13 protein-coding genes are annotated in these 16,302 nt (G+C 42.4%); 5 read left to right on the top strand and 8 right to left on the bottom strand.

Annotated features, from left to right (window positions below):
* Positions 1 to 24: 24 nt before the first annotated feature.
* Positions 25 to 2,928, bottom strand: coding sequence for an excinuclease ABC subunit UvrA (uvrA, locus tag J4N22_RS03065; RefSeq protein WP_207492241.1), 2,904 nt, complete (start codon positions 2,926 to 2,928; stop codon positions 25 to 27).
* 454 nt (positions 2,929 to 3,382) lie between these two features.
* Between uvrA and J4N22_RS03060 the strand changes: the two genes are divergently transcribed.
* Positions 3,383 to 3,964: an RNA polymerase sigma factor gene (locus J4N22_RS03060; protein WP_207492240.1), complete on the top strand. Its 582-nt coding sequence runs from the start codon at positions 3,383 to 3,385 to the stop codon at positions 3,962 to 3,964.
* Between the two features lie 614 nt (positions 3,965 to 4,578).
* On the opposite strand, the gene J4N22_RS03055 is transcribed toward J4N22_RS03060, so the two are convergent.
* The 5 genes from J4N22_RS03055 to J4N22_RS03035 all read right to left on the bottom strand — a co-directional run bounded on the left by J4N22_RS03055 (position 4,579) and on the right by J4N22_RS03035 (position 10,344).
* Positions 4,579 to 6,558, bottom strand: coding sequence for a protein-disulfide reductase DsbD family protein (locus J4N22_RS03055; protein WP_207492239.1), 1,980 nt, complete (start codon positions 6,556 to 6,558; stop codon positions 4,579 to 4,581).
* Between the two features lie 16 nt (positions 6,559 to 6,574).
* Positions 6,575 to 7,021, bottom strand: coding sequence for a protein-disulfide reductase DsbD domain-containing protein (locus J4N22_RS03050; RefSeq protein ID WP_207492238.1), 447 nt, complete (start codon positions 7,019 to 7,021; stop codon positions 6,575 to 6,577).
* A gap of 50 nt (positions 7,022 to 7,071) precedes the next feature.
* Positions 7,072 to 7,731, bottom strand: a complete 660-nt coding sequence (gene purQ, locus J4N22_RS03045; RefSeq protein WP_207492237.1) for a phosphoribosylformylglycinamidine synthase subunit PurQ — start codon at positions 7,729 to 7,731, stop codon at positions 7,072 to 7,074.
* A gap of 86 nt (positions 7,732 to 7,817) precedes the next feature.
* The gene (locus J4N22_RS03040) at positions 7,818 to 8,813 is read right to left on the bottom strand and encodes a hypothetical protein (protein ID WP_207492236.1); all 996 of its coding nucleotides are present in this window, start codon (positions 8,811 to 8,813) and stop codon (positions 7,818 to 7,820) included.
* 16 nt (positions 8,814 to 8,829) lie between these two features.
* On the bottom strand, positions 8,830 to 10,344 hold the full coding sequence (locus J4N22_RS03035) for a hypothetical protein (protein WP_207492235.1): 1,515 nt from the start codon (positions 10,342 to 10,344) through the stop codon (positions 8,830 to 8,832).
* Positions 10,345 to 10,544: 200 nt separating this feature from the next.
* Here J4N22_RS03035 and J4N22_RS03030 point away from each other — a divergent pair, with 200 nt between their 5' ends.
* The 4 genes from J4N22_RS03030 to J4N22_RS03015 all read left to right on the top strand — a co-directional run bounded on the left by J4N22_RS03030 (position 10,545) and on the right by J4N22_RS03015 (position 14,650).
* Positions 10,545 to 12,539 carry a KUP/HAK/KT family potassium transporter gene (locus J4N22_RS03030; protein WP_207492234.1) on the top strand — a complete coding sequence of 665 codons (1,995 nt, stop codon included), beginning with the start codon at positions 10,545 to 10,547 and terminating at the stop codon, positions 12,537 to 12,539.
* A gap of 3 nt (positions 12,540 to 12,542) precedes the next feature.
* The gene (locus tag J4N22_RS03025) at positions 12,543 to 12,848 is read left to right on the top strand and encodes a rhodanese-like domain-containing protein (protein WP_207492233.1); all 306 of its coding nucleotides are present in this window, start codon (positions 12,543 to 12,545) and stop codon (positions 12,846 to 12,848) included.
* A 116-nt stretch (positions 12,849 to 12,964) separates the two neighbouring features.
* A complete protein-coding gene (locus J4N22_RS03020) occupies positions 12,965 to 13,753 on the top strand; it encodes an alpha/beta hydrolase (protein ID WP_207492232.1) in 789 nt (262 codons plus the stop codon).
* Positions 13,754 to 13,792: 39 nt separating this feature from the next.
* A complete protein-coding gene (locus tag J4N22_RS03015) occupies positions 13,793 to 14,650 on the top strand; it encodes an alpha/beta hydrolase (protein ID WP_207492231.1) in 858 nt (285 codons plus the stop codon).
* Here the strand turns inward: J4N22_RS03015 and J4N22_RS03010 are convergent.
* Positions 14,637 to 15,248, bottom strand: a complete 612-nt coding sequence (locus tag J4N22_RS03010; protein WP_207492230.1) for a class I SAM-dependent methyltransferase — start codon at positions 15,246 to 15,248, stop codon at positions 14,637 to 14,639. The genes J4N22_RS03015 and J4N22_RS03010 overlap by 14 nt on opposite strands.
* A gap of 274 nt (positions 15,249 to 15,522) precedes the next feature.
* On the bottom strand, positions 15,523 to 16,278 hold the full coding sequence (locus tag J4N22_RS03005; RefSeq protein WP_242692032.1) for a uroporphyrinogen-III synthase: 756 nt from the start codon (positions 16,276 to 16,278) through the stop codon (positions 15,523 to 15,525).
* Between the last annotated feature and the right edge of the window lie 24 nt (positions 16,279 to 16,302).

The following is a 16,302-nucleotide window of genomic DNA, read 5'->3' as shown; positions in this document are numbered from 1 at the left end:
TATACTCCTGATAAATAACTGCTTTTATAAAAACCTTCCTGTATAACTATCTTTTATTGCTGCTAATCCAGAAGGTATACCAGCGTATACCAAACTACCTCCGCCATCACCTGCTTCGGGTCCAAGATCGATGACCCAATCAGCTGATTTTATAACATCGGTATTGTGCTCTATTACTATAATAGAATGCCCTTGTTCTATCAGTGCATTGAATGATGCCAGCAGCTTTTTGATATCGTGAAAATGAAGACCTGTGGTTGGTTCATCAAAAATGAAAAGGATATGTCCTGCTCCTTTGCCTTTGCCCAGGAAGCTTGCTAGTTTTACACGCTGCGCTTCTCCACCACTAAGTGTATCGCTGCTCTGTCCAAGTTTTATATAGCCTAAACCTACATCCTGCAATGGCTGAATTGCTTTAGCTATACCTGCACCATCTTTCCCGGCACTAAAAAATTCCACTGCCTCATCTACACTTAGCTCCAGTACATCGTGTATGCTCTTGCCTTTGTACGTTACTTCCAGCACCTCTTCTTTAAAACGCTTGCCATTGCACACATCGCACACAAGATGGACATCAGCAAGGAACTGCATTTCTACTACCTGTTCACCTTCACCTTTACATGCATCGCAGCGGCCACCATCCACGTTGAAAGAATAATGCTTGGCAGCAAAACCACGCATCTTACTCAGTGGCTGCTTTGCATACAGATCTCTTATCTCGTCGTAAGCTTTTATATAAGTAACAGGATTACTACGCGATGATTTACCAATAGGATTTTGATCGATCATCTCTATATGATCAATGCTTTCTATATCGCCGGTTATAGATTTATGAAAACCTACTTTATCAGCAAACTCACCTTTTATCTTTTGCAGGCCAGGGTAAAGAATTTGTTTGATGAGCGTTGTCTTACCACTACCACTTACACCACTTACTACGCATAGTACATTAAGCGGAAACTGGACCGTTATATTCTTTAAGTTGTTATGCCTTGCACCTTCTACCTTGATGCTGTTCATCCACTTTCGCGGACGCTTAGGCACTTCTATCTGCAGTTCACCTTTTAGATATTTACCTGTAAGACTTTCTTCATTTGCTATAATGGCATCGTAATTACCTTCTGCAACTACTTCACCTCCCAGGTGGCTGGCAAGCGGCCCCATATCTATAATATGATCTGCTTCCCGCATCATCATTTCATCGTGCTCTACCACCACTACCGTATTCCCAAGATCACGTAGCTCTTTCAGTACACCGATCAGCTTTTCTGTATCGCGGCTATGCAAGCCAATGGATGGTTCATCTAGTATGTAAAGCGAATTGGTGAGGTTGCTACCCAGGCTGCGAGTAAGTTGTATACGCTGGCTTTCTCCGCCACTCAGGCTATTAGCCAGGCGATTGAGCGTAAGGTATCCAAGACCTACATCTATAAGTGTCTTCAACCGGTGATTGATCTCTATCAATATCCGTTTTGCCACTTGCTTATCAAACTCGCTTAGCTGCAGCTGACTTATCCATACATAAAGATCTTTTACAGGCATCTCGCACAGTTCACCTATATGCTTGGAAGCTACTTTTACATACAATGCTTCTTTACGCAATCTAAATCCTTCACACTCGTGGCAGGTTGTACGACCACGATACCTGCTAAGCATCACCCTATATTGTACCTTATAAAGGTTCTGTTCTACTTCTTTAAAAAAGTCATCTATACCATTAGCATACTTATTTCCCTTCCATAATACATCGTACTCTTCTTTGGTAAGATCAGCAATAGGTTTATGAACAGGGAAGCTGAACATTTTTGCAACACGTATAAAATTCTCTTTCCATAGGCCCATCTTCTCTCCTTTCCATGGAGCTACAGCACCTTCATACAGGCTTAGTCTTTTATCTGGAATAACAAGGTCAGGATCTATACCCAATACCTGTCCAAAACCTTCGCATACAGGGCAGGCACCAAAAGGATTGTTGTAAGAAAAGAGATTAGGAACAGGCTCTTCAAACTGTATCCCATCCAGCTCAAACTTGTTGCTGAAGTGAAGCAGGTTGTTGCCATCTACTTCAAGGTACATCTCTCCTTCTCCCTCATAAAATGCGGTAGTGATACTATCACCTATACGATGTATATCATCTTCATCAAATTCTTTCACCACCAACCTGTCTACCAGTATATATACATTAGGAAGTGCAGCATTGGTTTTATCACTAGCCTTAGCTTGCTTACTGGTAGAGGCTTTATCCAGTTTCACTTTTACGTTCAGCTCGTATTCATCCATCTCCAGCAGGTCTTCTATACGTACTGTTTCACCTACACCTTCTGCAGCGGATATATACATACGGCTAAAGCCTTTCTGCATCAGTATGTTCAACTCCTCTTTCACATTGCGATTAGCATGTTGCTTGAACACGGCCAGCAGCAATACGCGGCTACCTTCATTCAAAGCTTTCATGGCATCTACCACATCCTGCACATCATCTTTCTTTACTTCTCTGCCACTGATGGGAGATATACTATGACCAACACGTGCAAACATCAATCGCAGGTAATCGTATAGTTCTGTCATGCTACCTACGGTACTGCGCGGTGTGCGTGTGATAACCTTTTGCTCTATGGCAATAGCAGGACATAATCCTTTTATGAAATCAACATCAGGCTTGTTCATACGCGCCATGAACTGCCTTGCATACGCACTTAAGCTTTCAGCATAGCGACGCTGGCCTTCTGCAAATAAAGTATCAATGGTAAGCGATGATTTACCTGAGCCTGAAACACCAGTAACTACTATGAATTTATTTCGAGGAAATGCTACAGTAACATTCTTAAGATTATGCACCCGCGCTCCCTTTACCAGGATGGTATCGTTAGTATCGCGGCTGCCTGTAGCTTCCTTTGGTGTAGCCACAGTGTTGGTTCTTTTAGCCATAGCTGCAAAAATATTAAGATTAAGTAGGTTGGAAGAGATGAATACAGTGTAGCATTCATATAAATGCGTTAATACATACCATTAACCAGCACAGATGATGGATAGTTTTACTTTATCAGCCTAAAAGAAAATTGTTCCAGTAGTTGGAAAATTAATTTGCCACATTTTCAATTTGGGATACACGAGAAAAAATTAAGTATAACCTGCTGCTGCTCAATAAGTAGAATATTAATATTGGTAAAAACGCCACATATCCTGCAATCCAACTTTTAGAAGTGTGGCTTTTTGGAGCATGTTTTTGGCCTTAACAATTATTTATACTCCTTACTTCTGTCTTACTTCACATCATGTTATTCACAACGGTCTACGAAAGGGAAACCCCAAGATTGTTCGAGTAACGTGATTAAATCAGTATCAAAATTTATCCATAATCCTTCGTCCAAAAACCAAAGTTATGAAAACACTTACCCTGGCATCCGACACCCAACTAATTCATGCTTTTCAAGATGGTAACAGTGCTGCACTTGAAGTACTGGTAAATCGTTACAAAGACAAGATCTTCTCATCTATCCTTTTTCTTGTAAAAGACAAGTACCTGGCAGAAGATCTTTTCCAGGATGTGTTCATCAAGATCATCGACACGATCCGTAACAACCGTTACACAGAGGAAGGAAAGTTTCTTCCATGGGCTATGCGTATTGCACACAACCTGTGTGTTGACCACTTTCGCAAAGTAAAACGTACACCAGCCATCAAGACCAGCGATGACCACGACATCTTCGAACTGATCAACTTTTGCGAAGATGGTGCAGAAAAGAAAATGATGCAGAGCCAAAGCCACGACCGTGTTCGTCGCCTGCTGGATATGCTTCCTGAAGAGCAGAGAGAGGTGATCGTACTTCGTCACTATGCTGATCTTAGCTTTAAAGAAATTTCGCAAATGACCAACTGCAGCATCAATACAGCTCTAGGCCGTATGCGCTATGGATTGATCAACATGCGTAAAATGTTAACCGAAAAACAGATCGCGCTATAAATTTTTACTTACTAACCTGTTAGATCTCTTTGATCTATCACACCCCCAATCATGGAATTGACAAAAAGCCTCCTTTAGAAGGGAGGCTTTTTAATTTTCTGATTGTTTCAATGAAGTATAACACATAGTGACATAGGTACAGTAGGGCACATAAAAGAATCTTTAATATTCAACTGTGCTCTATCATCCTATGTTCCTATGTGTTTGAATAAAGTATAACACATAGAGAAATAGGTACAGTAGGGCGCATAGATTCTTATAGATAATTTCATCCTACTGTGCTCTATCATCCTATGCTCCTATCTGATTGAAAAAAGTATAACAAATAGTGACATAGGTACAGTAGGGCACATAGTTTCTTATAGATGATTTCATTCTATTGTGCTCTATCATCCTATGCTCCTATGTGTTTTAATTAAGTATAACACATAGTGACATAGGTACAGTAGACACACAGCTTCTACTGTGCTCTATCATTCTATGCTCCTATGTGATTGAATAAAGTATAACACATAGTGACATAGGTACAGTAGGGACATAGAAGAATTCAAGCAATACTCTACTGTGCTCTATTATCATATGTTACTATGTGTTATGAAAGAAATAAGAGAAAGCTATTCTTGATTAGATGTCCTGTTTGCGAATTCTTGCTTCACCTTCTTTAGGTGGTTTACAAAAACCTCTTTAGAAACATAACCGATCTTCTCGTTGCTAAGAGGAACACCATTCAGATCAAGGAACATATAGAGCGGCTGGGCATTGAAGCCAAACTTGGTGATCTCGTAGTCGAGGTTTTTCTGCCCTACTGTAGTTACGTTCACTCCATCCTTACTTACGTATCGTTCATTCATTGGTAGGTCAGTAGATTCATCTACGTACAGACTAACAAGAACAAAATCATCGCGCAGCAACTTCAGCACTTCCGGATCATCCCAAACCTCGGCTTCCATCTTCCGGCAATTAGCACAGCTATGACCTGTAAAATCAAGCATCACAGGTTTGTTCAAAGCTTTCGCTGCAGCCATACCTTCCTCAAGATCAAAATAACTTACCAGCCCTAGTGGCGCATGTAGTTTATCTGTCAGCTTCTTTGGCGGCAAAGCTGCTGAAGCACTACTTCCACTTGAAGACGTAGTACCCTTCAATCCTTCCAATTTATATTTAAGTTCATGCAAGTTGAAGTCTTGCGTGCTGGTATGTGGCAGCCATCCACCGATACCTTTTAACGGAGCGCCCCATAAACCAGGGAACATATACAACGCAAAGCTGAAGGAAGCTATCGCGAAAAATAAACGAGGAACAGTTATATAAGGCAGGTCGCTGTCGTGGCTAAACTTTAGTTTACCCAGTAAGTAAAAGCCCAGCAACAGGAAAATGATAATCCAGAACACCAGGAATACTTCTCTATCGAGCAAGCGCCAGTGGTAAGCAAGATCCACATTCGAAAGGAACTTAAGCGCAAGAGCCAGCTCAATAAATCCAAAGGTCACTTTCACTGTATTTAACCAGCCACCACTCTTAGGCAGGCTCTTTAGCATGCTTGGGAAAAAAGCAAACAAAGAGAATGGCAGTGCTAACCCTAATCCAAAACCAAGCATACCCAACACTGGTGCAAGACCTACACCTTCAGCAGCTGTTTTTCCAAGTAAAGAACCTACTATAGGACCAGTACAACTAAAGCTTACAATAACCAAAGTAAGCGCCATAAAGAAGATACCGAAGAAGCCACCTTTTCCTGCTTTCTCATCCGCTTTATTTGCCCAACTGTTAGGAAGCGTAAGTTCAAAAGCACCGAAGAATGAAATGGCAAATATGATGAAGATGACAAAGAAGAATAGATTACTTACCGGGTGCGTGGAAATAGTATAGAGTATCTTATCACCAAAGATGAGCGTAAGTATAATGGTGGGAATAGTATAAATAAGTATGATAGAAATAGAATACCACAAGGCGTTGGTTACACCCTCTGCCCTAGTTTTTCCTTTCTTCAAAAAGAAGCTTACAGTTACAGGTACCAATGGAAAAACACAAGGCGTAAATACTGCTAGTAATCCCGTACCCAGACAGATCCAGAAAATGGTGGCCAGTGTTTCCTCCTTCTCTTCTTTCTTTCCTTCATCTCTAGAAGGCGCAGCAGGCACCTGGACATCAAAAGTCACTTCTTCATTCAGAAAAACACTATCAGCAAGTACCAACCACACAACCGAACCTTTTACTATCAAGCTATCTGTTGCTGGTATGTTCAGCGGTTGGCGCCATTCCACGCTATCAGGTGTATAGCGAACCACTACTCCACCTGTAGCATCCAATGCTTCATTTTTTATATTACCATTCTCCTGTAAACTGTCAATGATGAACTTGCGTGCTGCAGTATCAAAATTCACCGATGATAGGAACATATCATCAGGTGTTTTTTTGATGGCGCTAAACAACATCCCCCTGCTAACCTTAGCCTTGATCAGAACAAAAGCTTTCTGATCTACATCGCGGTGTGCACTAAAACTAAAATGCACAGGAGGTGTGTCCTGTGCAGTAAGTTGTAAAGAAGAAAATATAATGGCCAGTAATAAGACTACTGAATAAAATCTTGTCATGTGTTTAGCAGGTTATTTACAAAGAAACATTGAACGTTTTCTTTGTTGGCGGCAGGCACTGACTGTCGTCGCAGGTCATGTATTCAACCGTTACGTTTACGTTGGTCTTTATATTGCCTTTTACTTTTACAGTTTGTACAAAGTCTACCTTCTCTCCGTAATATTTTACTTTGGTGTCAAAGTTGGAATCGTATTCCTCTTTCAGCTTTCCTACTTCTTTTACTGCACCAGTAAAAGTAAGAAGCGGCGTTTGGGCAAACTTTATAGTTGTAGGTAAAGGACCACCCTTACCAGTATGCTGCGAGTAAATATGCCACGGCTTAGGCAATGTAGCGGAAAGGATAACAAGATAAGAGTCACCCTTCTTTACGCTGGTGGCCGTCCACTTCACAGGATCTTTTATCTGGGCCATTGCACCATTACCAACCAGTACTGCTGCAATTAAAATTATAAGTGTGCGCATATCTTTTTTTTATAAACGAATAGTGGCAGAGAAAAGTTCCTCCAATATTGTTAATTCAAACCAAGTAGTTCAAAAACCTTTTTGCCATCTGTGTTACCCAATAATGGCGAAACGGCTCTTTCAGGGTGAGGCATCATTCCAAATACATTACCTTCTTTATTGCGGATACCGGCTATGCCCCTGCATGCTCCATTTGGATTGCAGAATTCATTAGCCACACCTTCATCGCTGCAGTAGGTAAAAAGTACCTGGTTGTTCTTCTCTAGTTCATCAAGCAATTTATCATCGGCATAATACCTTCCTTCGCCATGTGCTATAGGAATTTTTAGAGCTTCAGTATTAGGTCCTTTGATGTAAACATTGCTGCAAATGAATTGTTGATTTTTGTTTTGCAACAATACACCCGGCAGCAAGTGGCTTTCGCACAGTATCTGGAAGCCGTTACATACTCCTAATACTTTTCCGCCCCTGTTGGCAAAATCAATTACACTCTGCATCATTGGGCTAAAGCGTGCAATAGCACCACAACGGAGGTAGTCGCCATACGAGAAACCACCTGGCAGCACAATGCAGTCATCAGTAGAAAACATGCTGATGTCTTTGTCTTTATGCCAAAGCATTACCACTTCTTTATTCAGGTGATTCTGCAGGGCGTCCTGCATATCTCTGTCGCAATTAGAACCAGGAAAAACTACTATTCCAAATTTCATGTAGGTGTTGATTTGCCAGGGAGAAAGCTACTAATTGATTAGTAGCTGTACCTGTAGTACTGAGCATCAAAGGTAAAAGCAGAAATCTAAAAACTGTTGTAATTTTTAAGAGCTTCCCACGTATTGAACAGTCCCAAAAGGAATAGAACCCAGAACATTATGCCGGGTAGTGTGCGTCGCTTCGGACTTAAGAAGCCTTTAGCTATAAATGGACTAACTGGGATGATCCACAACAGTAAACTATCAAGAGCCGCATTTTTTATTACAAAGGGCAGCGGTATCATTACCAGCAACATCACCGTTAAGACTGCCCAGTTTTTCCTGATGTGTATCAACATACGGCGGCTGGCTATCTGCCAGTAGTAAATGCCGATCAATAAACAGATAATGATTACACCAATGGTGATAGCAAACATCAAAGGTGATTGCACGCCTGGCAGGTTCAGTTGCCACTCAGGTACATACTGCTCCAGGCGCTGCAGCCGGTCAGTCAGGTATAAAAATGAGAACAGGAAATAAAATGGTGAAACAACGCCCATTAACAGCACGATCCATTCTGTGATATTGAACGGACGAACAATCAATAAAGCAAACATAGCTACCAATACCAGCAGCGTAGATGGATGATACAATATGATACATACTCCAATCACCAACCCGATATTGAACAATAAGCTCTTGGGATTTTGCGCCCCATACATGCGTGTACACATAGAGTACAGCCATATCACCAGCAGGTTGATGACCAACGCAGGTGTGACGTTGGACCATTCTTCAAACATGCCCGTTAGCAATATGTAGGTCATAGCCGTAAGGAACGACGGCTTGCTAAACATTCGCTGATCGTTGAAGAGAAAGTTAATTCGAAGCGCTTGCACCAGCACTAACAACAGGAAGATTCCCATTATGAAAGTAGGATGTAACCCTGCTACATACTTGTTCAGGAATAGAGAGATCAAACCATCTTCCTCGGCAGCAGCTACTACAGGAGGATCGAAAAAGAAATGGCTGTGAACAGCAATGCTCAAAAAGAACAGCCAGATAACAGTTATGGGAGATCTTTCTCTAAATGTGGCGAACACGCTTGATAATGCTTAACTATAAATCTAATCGTGCAAAACAAAGGTAATTCCGGTACATGCAAGGAAAAATAATTTGCCTGCTACCCACTTGTTTTCCATAGCGCGGCATGAAGTCGTAGCCTTTATCAAGGTTGCGCAAAGTAGGGTTGCGATTGATCTCGCCACTAGGAGTTATACTCTGGCTCGATAGCAATTGCATGCGCTTTTCCTGCTGGTTAAATAAGAAATGAAGCTGGTCGCCGGTATTTACCAGTTGATAACCTATGAATGCATCTGTTTCGTCATCATACTGTTGTTTATTCACCACGTTGGTCCACGAAACATTAGCAGAACTATCAAATGAGAAAACGGCAACATTTTGAGCATGATAGCGGGTAAGCTGGTTAAAGCTGTTCCACCTCCACCACGGATAGCTGAAGCTATACGGGCTAAACATATAGTAATCCATCGGCCTCATCATAAATGGCGAACCCCACAGGTAGTCCATACGATTGAAGCTGCCGCTACGGCCTGTAGTGTAAAATGACTCTGCCGCCACCAGGAAGCCACCATCTTTCCTGACAATGATATTATTTAAGAAATAGTCATTGAAAGCTGTTCTCATGCTGTTCTGCCCCTTTGCCTCATTGCGGAGGTCTTCACCAAACACAATAGCTTTTGTTGCTTTTATCCTGGCTGAAGGAGCGTCCCAAACTGTGGTATACAAGCCGTCAATGTTTCCGTTCCTTGCTTTTGAGTAAAAAGAAGTGATCAGGTAGTTCTTATTGAAATTATCAACCTTGATCTTTATCTCATCCAGGTAAATATTGTTCAAAGCAAGCTCAGCCTCGTTCAGTTTATCGGTGCCGCGGTTCTTCACCATCAGCGTAGCTTTTTGGATATTATCATTAAAACTTGCACGAGCTGCTCTTGTGAACACAATCGCTCCATCGTTATCTATGCCAAATTCTGTAAGAAAATCATTACGCTCAGGCATATCAATGTTCATCACATGCTTTTCTATGAGCTGCATGTCCTTATCGAATAGAGCGGTGGTAACAATATGCGTCTTATCGCTCTTGCTGTTTACTTTGAAAACCGCGATCTTCTGCTTGTCTTCGCTATAGATAACATTGTAGATCTTATTGCTTGCCCAAAAATTGAGGGCTGTAGTATCCATGGTTATAGGTTCGCCTACTATGCGTGCCTGTCCATTAATTTTGGCAGCCATGCTATACACAATATTCTTTTTCTGGTACTGGTAAAACATGTAAGTAAAATCCGGGTACGCCAGGAAATCGGCATTGATGATCCTTTCTGGAAGAAAATCAAGTTTCACCTTTTCCACCTGCTTCATATCCAAATCGTACAGGCTAATATGATGGCTGTCGCGCAGGCCTTTATAAATAAGAATATTTCCAGCTACTTTTCCAATGATCTCAAAATTCGTTTGCCTTACATCCGCCCTGTCAGGCTCGGAGTAAACTACCTTTTGGGCTTTTGCTACACCAGCAACAGCGGTAAGCAAAAGAACAACCAGCCATTTTTTCATGTATGCTATTGATTAATGATAGAGTAACAAATGTAAGTGTTGTATAGTAGGAAAGTATTGAACAGAATCATAACAGTTGCACAAGGAGGTTAATACAAAGAGAAAATTAGAAAACACAAGTAAAACTCTTCTGCCGGCAAACATTTTAGTAACCAACTTATTTTCCCTATACATTTGTTGAGTAATTCACGGCTTCCTTTATGGGGAAAAATATAAATAAGGTTACGAAGGCTGGGTTGTTGATCGCATTAGGAATCATTTACGGCGATATAGGTACATCTCCTCTCTATGTTTTCAATGCAATTATTAATGGGCGTACAATAACCGATGAACTGATCATTGGAGCACTTTCCTGCATCATCTGGACGCTCACCTTGCAGACCACCATCAAGTATGTTATACTTATTCTGAAAGCAGACAACCGAGGTGAAGGCGGAACTTTTGCCCTGTATGCGCTCGTCCGACGACGAAAAAAATGGCTGGCACTTCCGGCTATGATCGGTGGCGCTGCCCTGCTAGCCGATGGTATCATCACTCCTCCCATTTCTATCACTTCCTCTATAGAAGGGCTTCGCAAGCTTCCCGTTTTTCACGATATAACTACACAGACAATTGTAATCATAGTTGTTTCCATTATCTGCTTGTTCTTTTTCATGCAGCAGTTTGGAACCGCTTCTATCGGGCGAATGTTCGGCCCCGTAATGCTGGTGTGGTTCACCATGCTGGCTGTATTAGGTGGAATTCATATAGCCGATGATCTTTCAATTTTAAAAGCACTTAATCCTTATTACGGTATCAACCTGTTAGCTACTTATCCTGAAGGCTATTGGCTACTGGGGGCTGTTTTCCTCTGTACTACCGGGGCCGAAGCCCTTTATAGCGACCTGGGCCACTGCGGCAGGGCCAATATCAGGATGACATGGATCTTCGTAAAAAGCTGTTTACTCATCAATTACTTTGGACAAGGAGCTTTCTTACTGGCACACCGCAAAGGATTAACCATTACGCCCGAAGTGAAAGCAGCGCTGAACATTAACGCCTTTTACGACCTGATGCCACAATGGTTTGTGCTGGTAGGGGTGATCATTGCTACTACGGCTGCCATCATTGCCAGCCAGGCCATGATCTCCGGTTCGTTTACGCTTATAAGTGAGGCCATGCGGCTCAACTTATGGCCTAAGCTTAAGATCAAGTACCCGTCTGAAGAAAAAGGCCAGTTGTTCATTCCCGGTATCAACGCATTGCTTTTTGTAGGATGTATAAGCGTAGTGGTGTATTTCAAAGAGTCGAGCAGGATGGAGGCTGCTTATGGCCTGGCTATTATCGTTACCATGATAGCTACTACGGCGCTATTTGCTAATTATCTTGTTCTGCATAGGGTAAAGCCGGGCATCATCTGGCTATTCCTGGCACTTTACCTTACCATAGAAGTAGCCTTCCTGGTGGCGCTGCTTGAGAAATTCCCGCATGGCGGCTACATCACACTCATTGTAGCTTCAGGCATGTTTATCATTATGTATACCTGGTACAGGGCGCGAAAGATCAAGAACAGGTATGTGGAATTCGTCAGAATGGATCACTACATTTCGCAGATACAGGAACTAAGCAACGATAAAACGGTTCCTAAATATGCTACTCACCTGGTGTACATGACCAGCGCCAATAATCCAAAAGAGATAGAGCATAAAATCATTTACTCGATACTAAACAAAAAGCCTAAGCGCGCCGACATCTATTGGTTTGTACACGTAGATGTATTGGACGATCCATATACCTGCGAGTATACGGTTGATCATATCATTCCAAACGACATCATTCGTGTAGAGTTCAGGCTGGGCTTCAAAATGGAACAGCGCATCAACCTCATGTTCCGCCACGTAGTAGCCGACCTCGTAGCTAATAAAGAAGTGAATATTACCAGCCGCTACGAAAGCCTTGAAAGAAATAATGTGACAGGTGATTTCCAGTTTATAGTAATGGAGAAATACCTGAGCCAGGATAATGAACTGCCGTTCCTGGAACGTGTGATCATGAAGCTGTACTTCTGGCTGAAGGAGATCAGCCTGGGTGAAGAAAGAGGTTTCGGGCTTGACCCGAGCAACGTAGTGGTGGAAAAGTTCCCGCTGATAGTGGCACCGGTATCCAACCTGAAGTTAAAGCGGCTGTTCCCTGAGAACTATTATGAAGAAACGTAACAGATGAAGCAGATCACACCCAAAGAATTAAAAGCAAAGCTCGCTGCAGATAGCGAGCTTTTTCTTTTAGATGTAAGGGAAGATTGGGAACACGAGGCATTTAATATTGGCGGTAAACATGTGCCGCTTGGCGAGATCATGAACTATGCACCCAGTTTGCCCAAAGACGAACCTGTGATCATCTATTGCAAAAAAGGCGTACGCAGCCAGATAGCCATCCAGCGGCTTGAACAGAAATTTGGCTTTAATAATCTTGTAAACCTGGAAGGTGGTATGGAGGCATGGAAGCGAGAAGAGCAGAATTACTAAAGATTGTAGTTACCCAGCTGATCAAGAATATTATCAAGCTTTCTAGCTATTGAATGAATAGTATCAGTATTTATCTGTCAGCTATCGTACTTTGACCTCGCACTTCAGACATACCATTGAATAACTACATCCTCTATATAATCATTGGCTACATTGTACTACTGCTGCTTATTTACCTGGTGCAGGAGCGGTTCATCTTTAAGCCTGAAGTGCTCTCAAAGAATTTTGTTTACAAGTACGATATCCCTTTTAAAGAACTGTTTTTTGATATTGAGCCCGGCGTTTCAATCAATGGGCTTCACTTTTACCGCAACGACCCAAAAGGTCTCATCTTTTACCTGCACGGCAATACCCGCAGCATAAAAGGTTGGGCTAAATATGCCCGCGACTTTTACCGCTATGGTTACGATGTGGTGCTGGTGGATTATCGCGGCTTTGGCAAGAGCACCGGCAAACGAAGCGAAAAAGAAATGCTGAACGACATGCAGTACGTATACGAAGTACTGAAGCAGCAATACCCGGAGCATCACCTGGTGGTATATGGAAGAAGTATGGGCAGCGGCTTCGCCACTAAAATAGCCAGCGACAACAACCCGCGCTATCTCATTTTAGATGCGCCATATTTCAATTTTGTAAAAGTAGTGGAGCGGTTTGCCCCCATCCTGCCTATGCGTTTTCTGCTACGTTTCCACCTGCGCACCGACCTTTGGTTAAAGAAAGTACGCTGCCATACCTACATTTTGCATGGCACCAAAGATTGGCTGATACCTATAAAGCACAGCGAGGCACTGCAGCAGATCAACCCGCACAAGATCACGCTGATACGCATTCCAGGTGGCGGTCACAACAACCTTCCCACCTACCCTGCTTACCACAACTTTATTAGGGATATTTTACAGGAATAGCAGCCAGCGCCGGATGCACAAGCTATAATTTTGCACCACATGAAAACATCCATTCAAACCAGTAGAAAAAAGAAAAAGTTCTTGCGGTGGGCCAAGATCGGCCTGCTTGTATACTGCCTGGTAGGTGTGGCTGTTTATCACTTGCAGGAAAAGTTTTTGTTCCATCCAAAAGCTTTGGCCGCCAATGCTCCGTTTGATTTCAATGCGCCGCATACTGAAGTGAACATTCCTGTAGATGCCACTACTAATTACCACCTGGTACAGTTTACCACCAACCAGCCGGCTAAAGGTGTGTTGTTGTACTTCCATGGCAATATGAAAAATGTAAATCATTATGCTTCAGCTGCTACCAATATGACCAATGATGGTTACGAAGTTTGGATGATCGATTACCCGGGGTTTGGGAAAAGCACCGGAGAACTTACAGAAGAAGCTATGTACCAGCAGGCACTGCAAGTATATAAACTGGCGCGCACTAAGTACAAACCTTCAGACATCGTTATATATGGCAGGTCTTTGGGAAGCGGTGTAGCATCGCAGCTAGCCAGCATCAGGGACTGCAAGCGGTTGATCTTAGAAACACCTTACTATAGCCTTACATCAGTTGCTGCACGCTATTTCTGGATGTATCCACTTGACCAGATGATCCGGTATAAATTTCCTACAAATGAATACCTGGCAAAAGTGACAGCACCGGTTACTATTTTTCATGGCACCGCCGATGGCGTTATTCCTTATAGTAATGCACAAAGGCTAAAGGAGGTACTGAAGCAGCAGGATGAGTTTATTACAATTGAGGGAGGCAGCCACAACGATCTCCACCGTTTCGACCAGTTGAACGTGAAACTGCACAAGCTGCTTGAAGAGTCTCCTTCACTTACTTCTACTTCACTTTAAAAGCTGCGAAATAATAATTGTTGGCGGTAGCTACCAACTGCAGGTTTACATAGTGCGATTCTACGAAATCAAGAAAAGCTTTGAATTCATGTGTAGGCACAACAAATTCGTCGAAGAAAATGATGTCATCCTTTTTCAGGTAAGGCGCCAGCATGGTAAGCGCATATAAAGTCGCCGACCAAAGATCAGCATCCATCATCAGCACATTGCGGCGGCTCTTGTCTAGCTGTTGCAAAAAAGAAGGAAGCGTTTGCTGGAACAGACCTTTGAAAAACTGCCCCCGTGCATCTGGTATTTGCGGTAATTGATTGTTGTTGCTAAAAGCTCCTTTTTTAAAAGGTCCCCAATCTTCAGGAAGACCATCAAAGGTGTCAAATCCATAGAACCTGCTGTCTGCATTTTTGTTCCTTTCCATAAACCACCGAAATGATTCGCCACCAGCTACACCAAACTCAAGGTAATTGATAGGCTGAGTTAAGCCCTCCTGGTCTATCACCCACTGGTACATCGGGTACCGTTTGTTGTAATCCCACTTGCTCTTAAAATCATTGTATGCAACATGCCTGTTTTCGTGCGCCCATTTCGACAGTTTTGTCATGTAAACCAGGTTAAGAAACAAACCAGTGAAAGGAGCAAACAGCCTGTGCAATTGCAACTTTATGAACCAGGATTTTGTAAAACGGATGAGGGACAGCTTCATGCCGCAAAGAAAAGACAAAAGCATTGAAACTGAGAAAGCTAAGACTTCCATTAGTGGAAGAAAAGGATACAGTTTTTCTTGGAGGATCCCTTCCCACACCAGCATACACTACAACGGAGGCAATAAAAAAGCAGGTCGCGCTGGACCTGCTTTCCTTTTTATAAATTATCTCTTATTTCTTTTTTGTTTCAGCAGCTAAAAACTGTTCAAGTGCTGCCACCATACTAGGTGTTTGCGGAGCCGGTGCTTTTATTTCTAAAGTAAGTCCTGCATCCTCTACTGCTTTACTAGTATTGCCCCCAAATGCGCCAATACGCGTTCCGTTCTGCTTGAATTCCGGGATATTATCAAAAAGGCTTTTTACCCCGCTAGGCGTAAAGAAACAGATAACATCATAATCACCGCCTTTCATAATTTCCGAGATATCATTACTGATGGTGCGGTACATAAAGGCAAGTGCATGTTCACACTTATTATTCTTCAGCCAGTTTACAATCTCGTTATCCTGCTGGTTCTCGCTACATACATACAAGAACTTCTCGTTTTCCTTGTGCTTGTTTATCACATCAAACATGCTCTTGTTGGTACCATCTGCGCCGTAGAAAACTTTGCGCTTGCGATACAGGATAAACTTCTGGAGATAAAGAGCCACAGCCTCTGTGATGCAGAAATACTTGGTATCCTGGCTGATCGTCACCTTCATTTCTTCGCAAATTCGAAAGAAATGATCAATGGCGTTTCGGCTGGTGAAGATAACTGCGGAGTAATAGCTAATGTCGATCTTTTGCTTTCTGAATTCTTTAGCTGGGATACCTTCTAACTTGATGAAAGGATGGAAAACAAGGTCTATGTTATATTTCCTCGCTAACTCAAAATAAGGTGAACGATCATTTTCAGGCTTAGGTTGAGTGATAAGGATTTTTTTCATAGTGTTTTCGGCTGAAGCGGTTTT

Source organism: Aridibaculum aurantiacum (genome assembly GCF_017355875.1).
Lineage (GTDB): Bacteria > Bacteroidota > Bacteroidia > Chitinophagales > Chitinophagaceae > Segetibacter > Segetibacter aurantiacus.
The sequence above is the reverse complement of the archived record's forward strand: the minus strand, read 5'-3'. Positions and strand labels throughout refer to the sequence as shown.

What these genes read in the sequence shown, in the direction of transcription:
- uvrA (WP_207492241.1), bottom strand. Translation starts at nt 2,928, where the DNA reads ATGGCTAAAAGAACCAACACTGTGGCTACACCAAAGGAAGCTACAGGC.
- J4N22_RS03060 (WP_207492240.1), top strand. Translation starts at nt 3,383, where the DNA reads ATGAAAACACTTACCCTGGCATCCGACACCCAACTAATTCATGCTTTT.
- J4N22_RS03055 (WP_207492239.1), bottom strand. Translation starts at nt 6,558, where the DNA reads ATGACAAGATTTTATTCAGTAGTCTTATTACTGGCCATTATATTTTCT.
- J4N22_RS03050 (WP_207492238.1), bottom strand. Translation starts at nt 7,021, where the DNA reads ATGCGCACACTTATAATTTTAATTGCAGCAGTACTGGTTGGTAATGGT.
- purQ (WP_207492237.1), bottom strand. Translation starts at nt 7,731, where the DNA reads ATGAAATTTGGAATAGTAGTTTTTCCTGGTTCTAATTGCGACAGAGAT.
- J4N22_RS03035 (WP_207492235.1), bottom strand. Translation starts at nt 10,344, where the DNA reads ATGAAAAAATGGCTGGTTGTTCTTTTGCTTACCGCTGTTGCTGGTGTA.
- J4N22_RS03030 (WP_207492234.1), top strand. Translation starts at nt 10,545, where the DNA reads ATGGGGAAAAATATAAATAAGGTTACGAAGGCTGGGTTGTTGATCGCA.
- J4N22_RS03025 (WP_207492233.1), top strand. Translation starts at nt 12,543, where the DNA reads ATGAAGCAGATCACACCCAAAGAATTAAAAGCAAAGCTCGCTGCAGAT.
- J4N22_RS03015 (WP_207492231.1), top strand. Translation starts at nt 13,793, where the DNA reads ATGAAAACATCCATTCAAACCAGTAGAAAAAAGAAAAAGTTCTTGCGG.
- J4N22_RS03010 (WP_207492230.1), bottom strand. Translation starts at nt 15,248, where the DNA reads ATGACAAAACTGTCGAAATGGGCGCACGAAAACAGGCATGTTGCATAC.
- J4N22_RS03005 (WP_242692032.1), bottom strand. Translation starts at nt 16,278, where the DNA reads ATGAAAAAAATCCTTATCACTCAACCTAAGCCTGAAAATGATCGTTCA.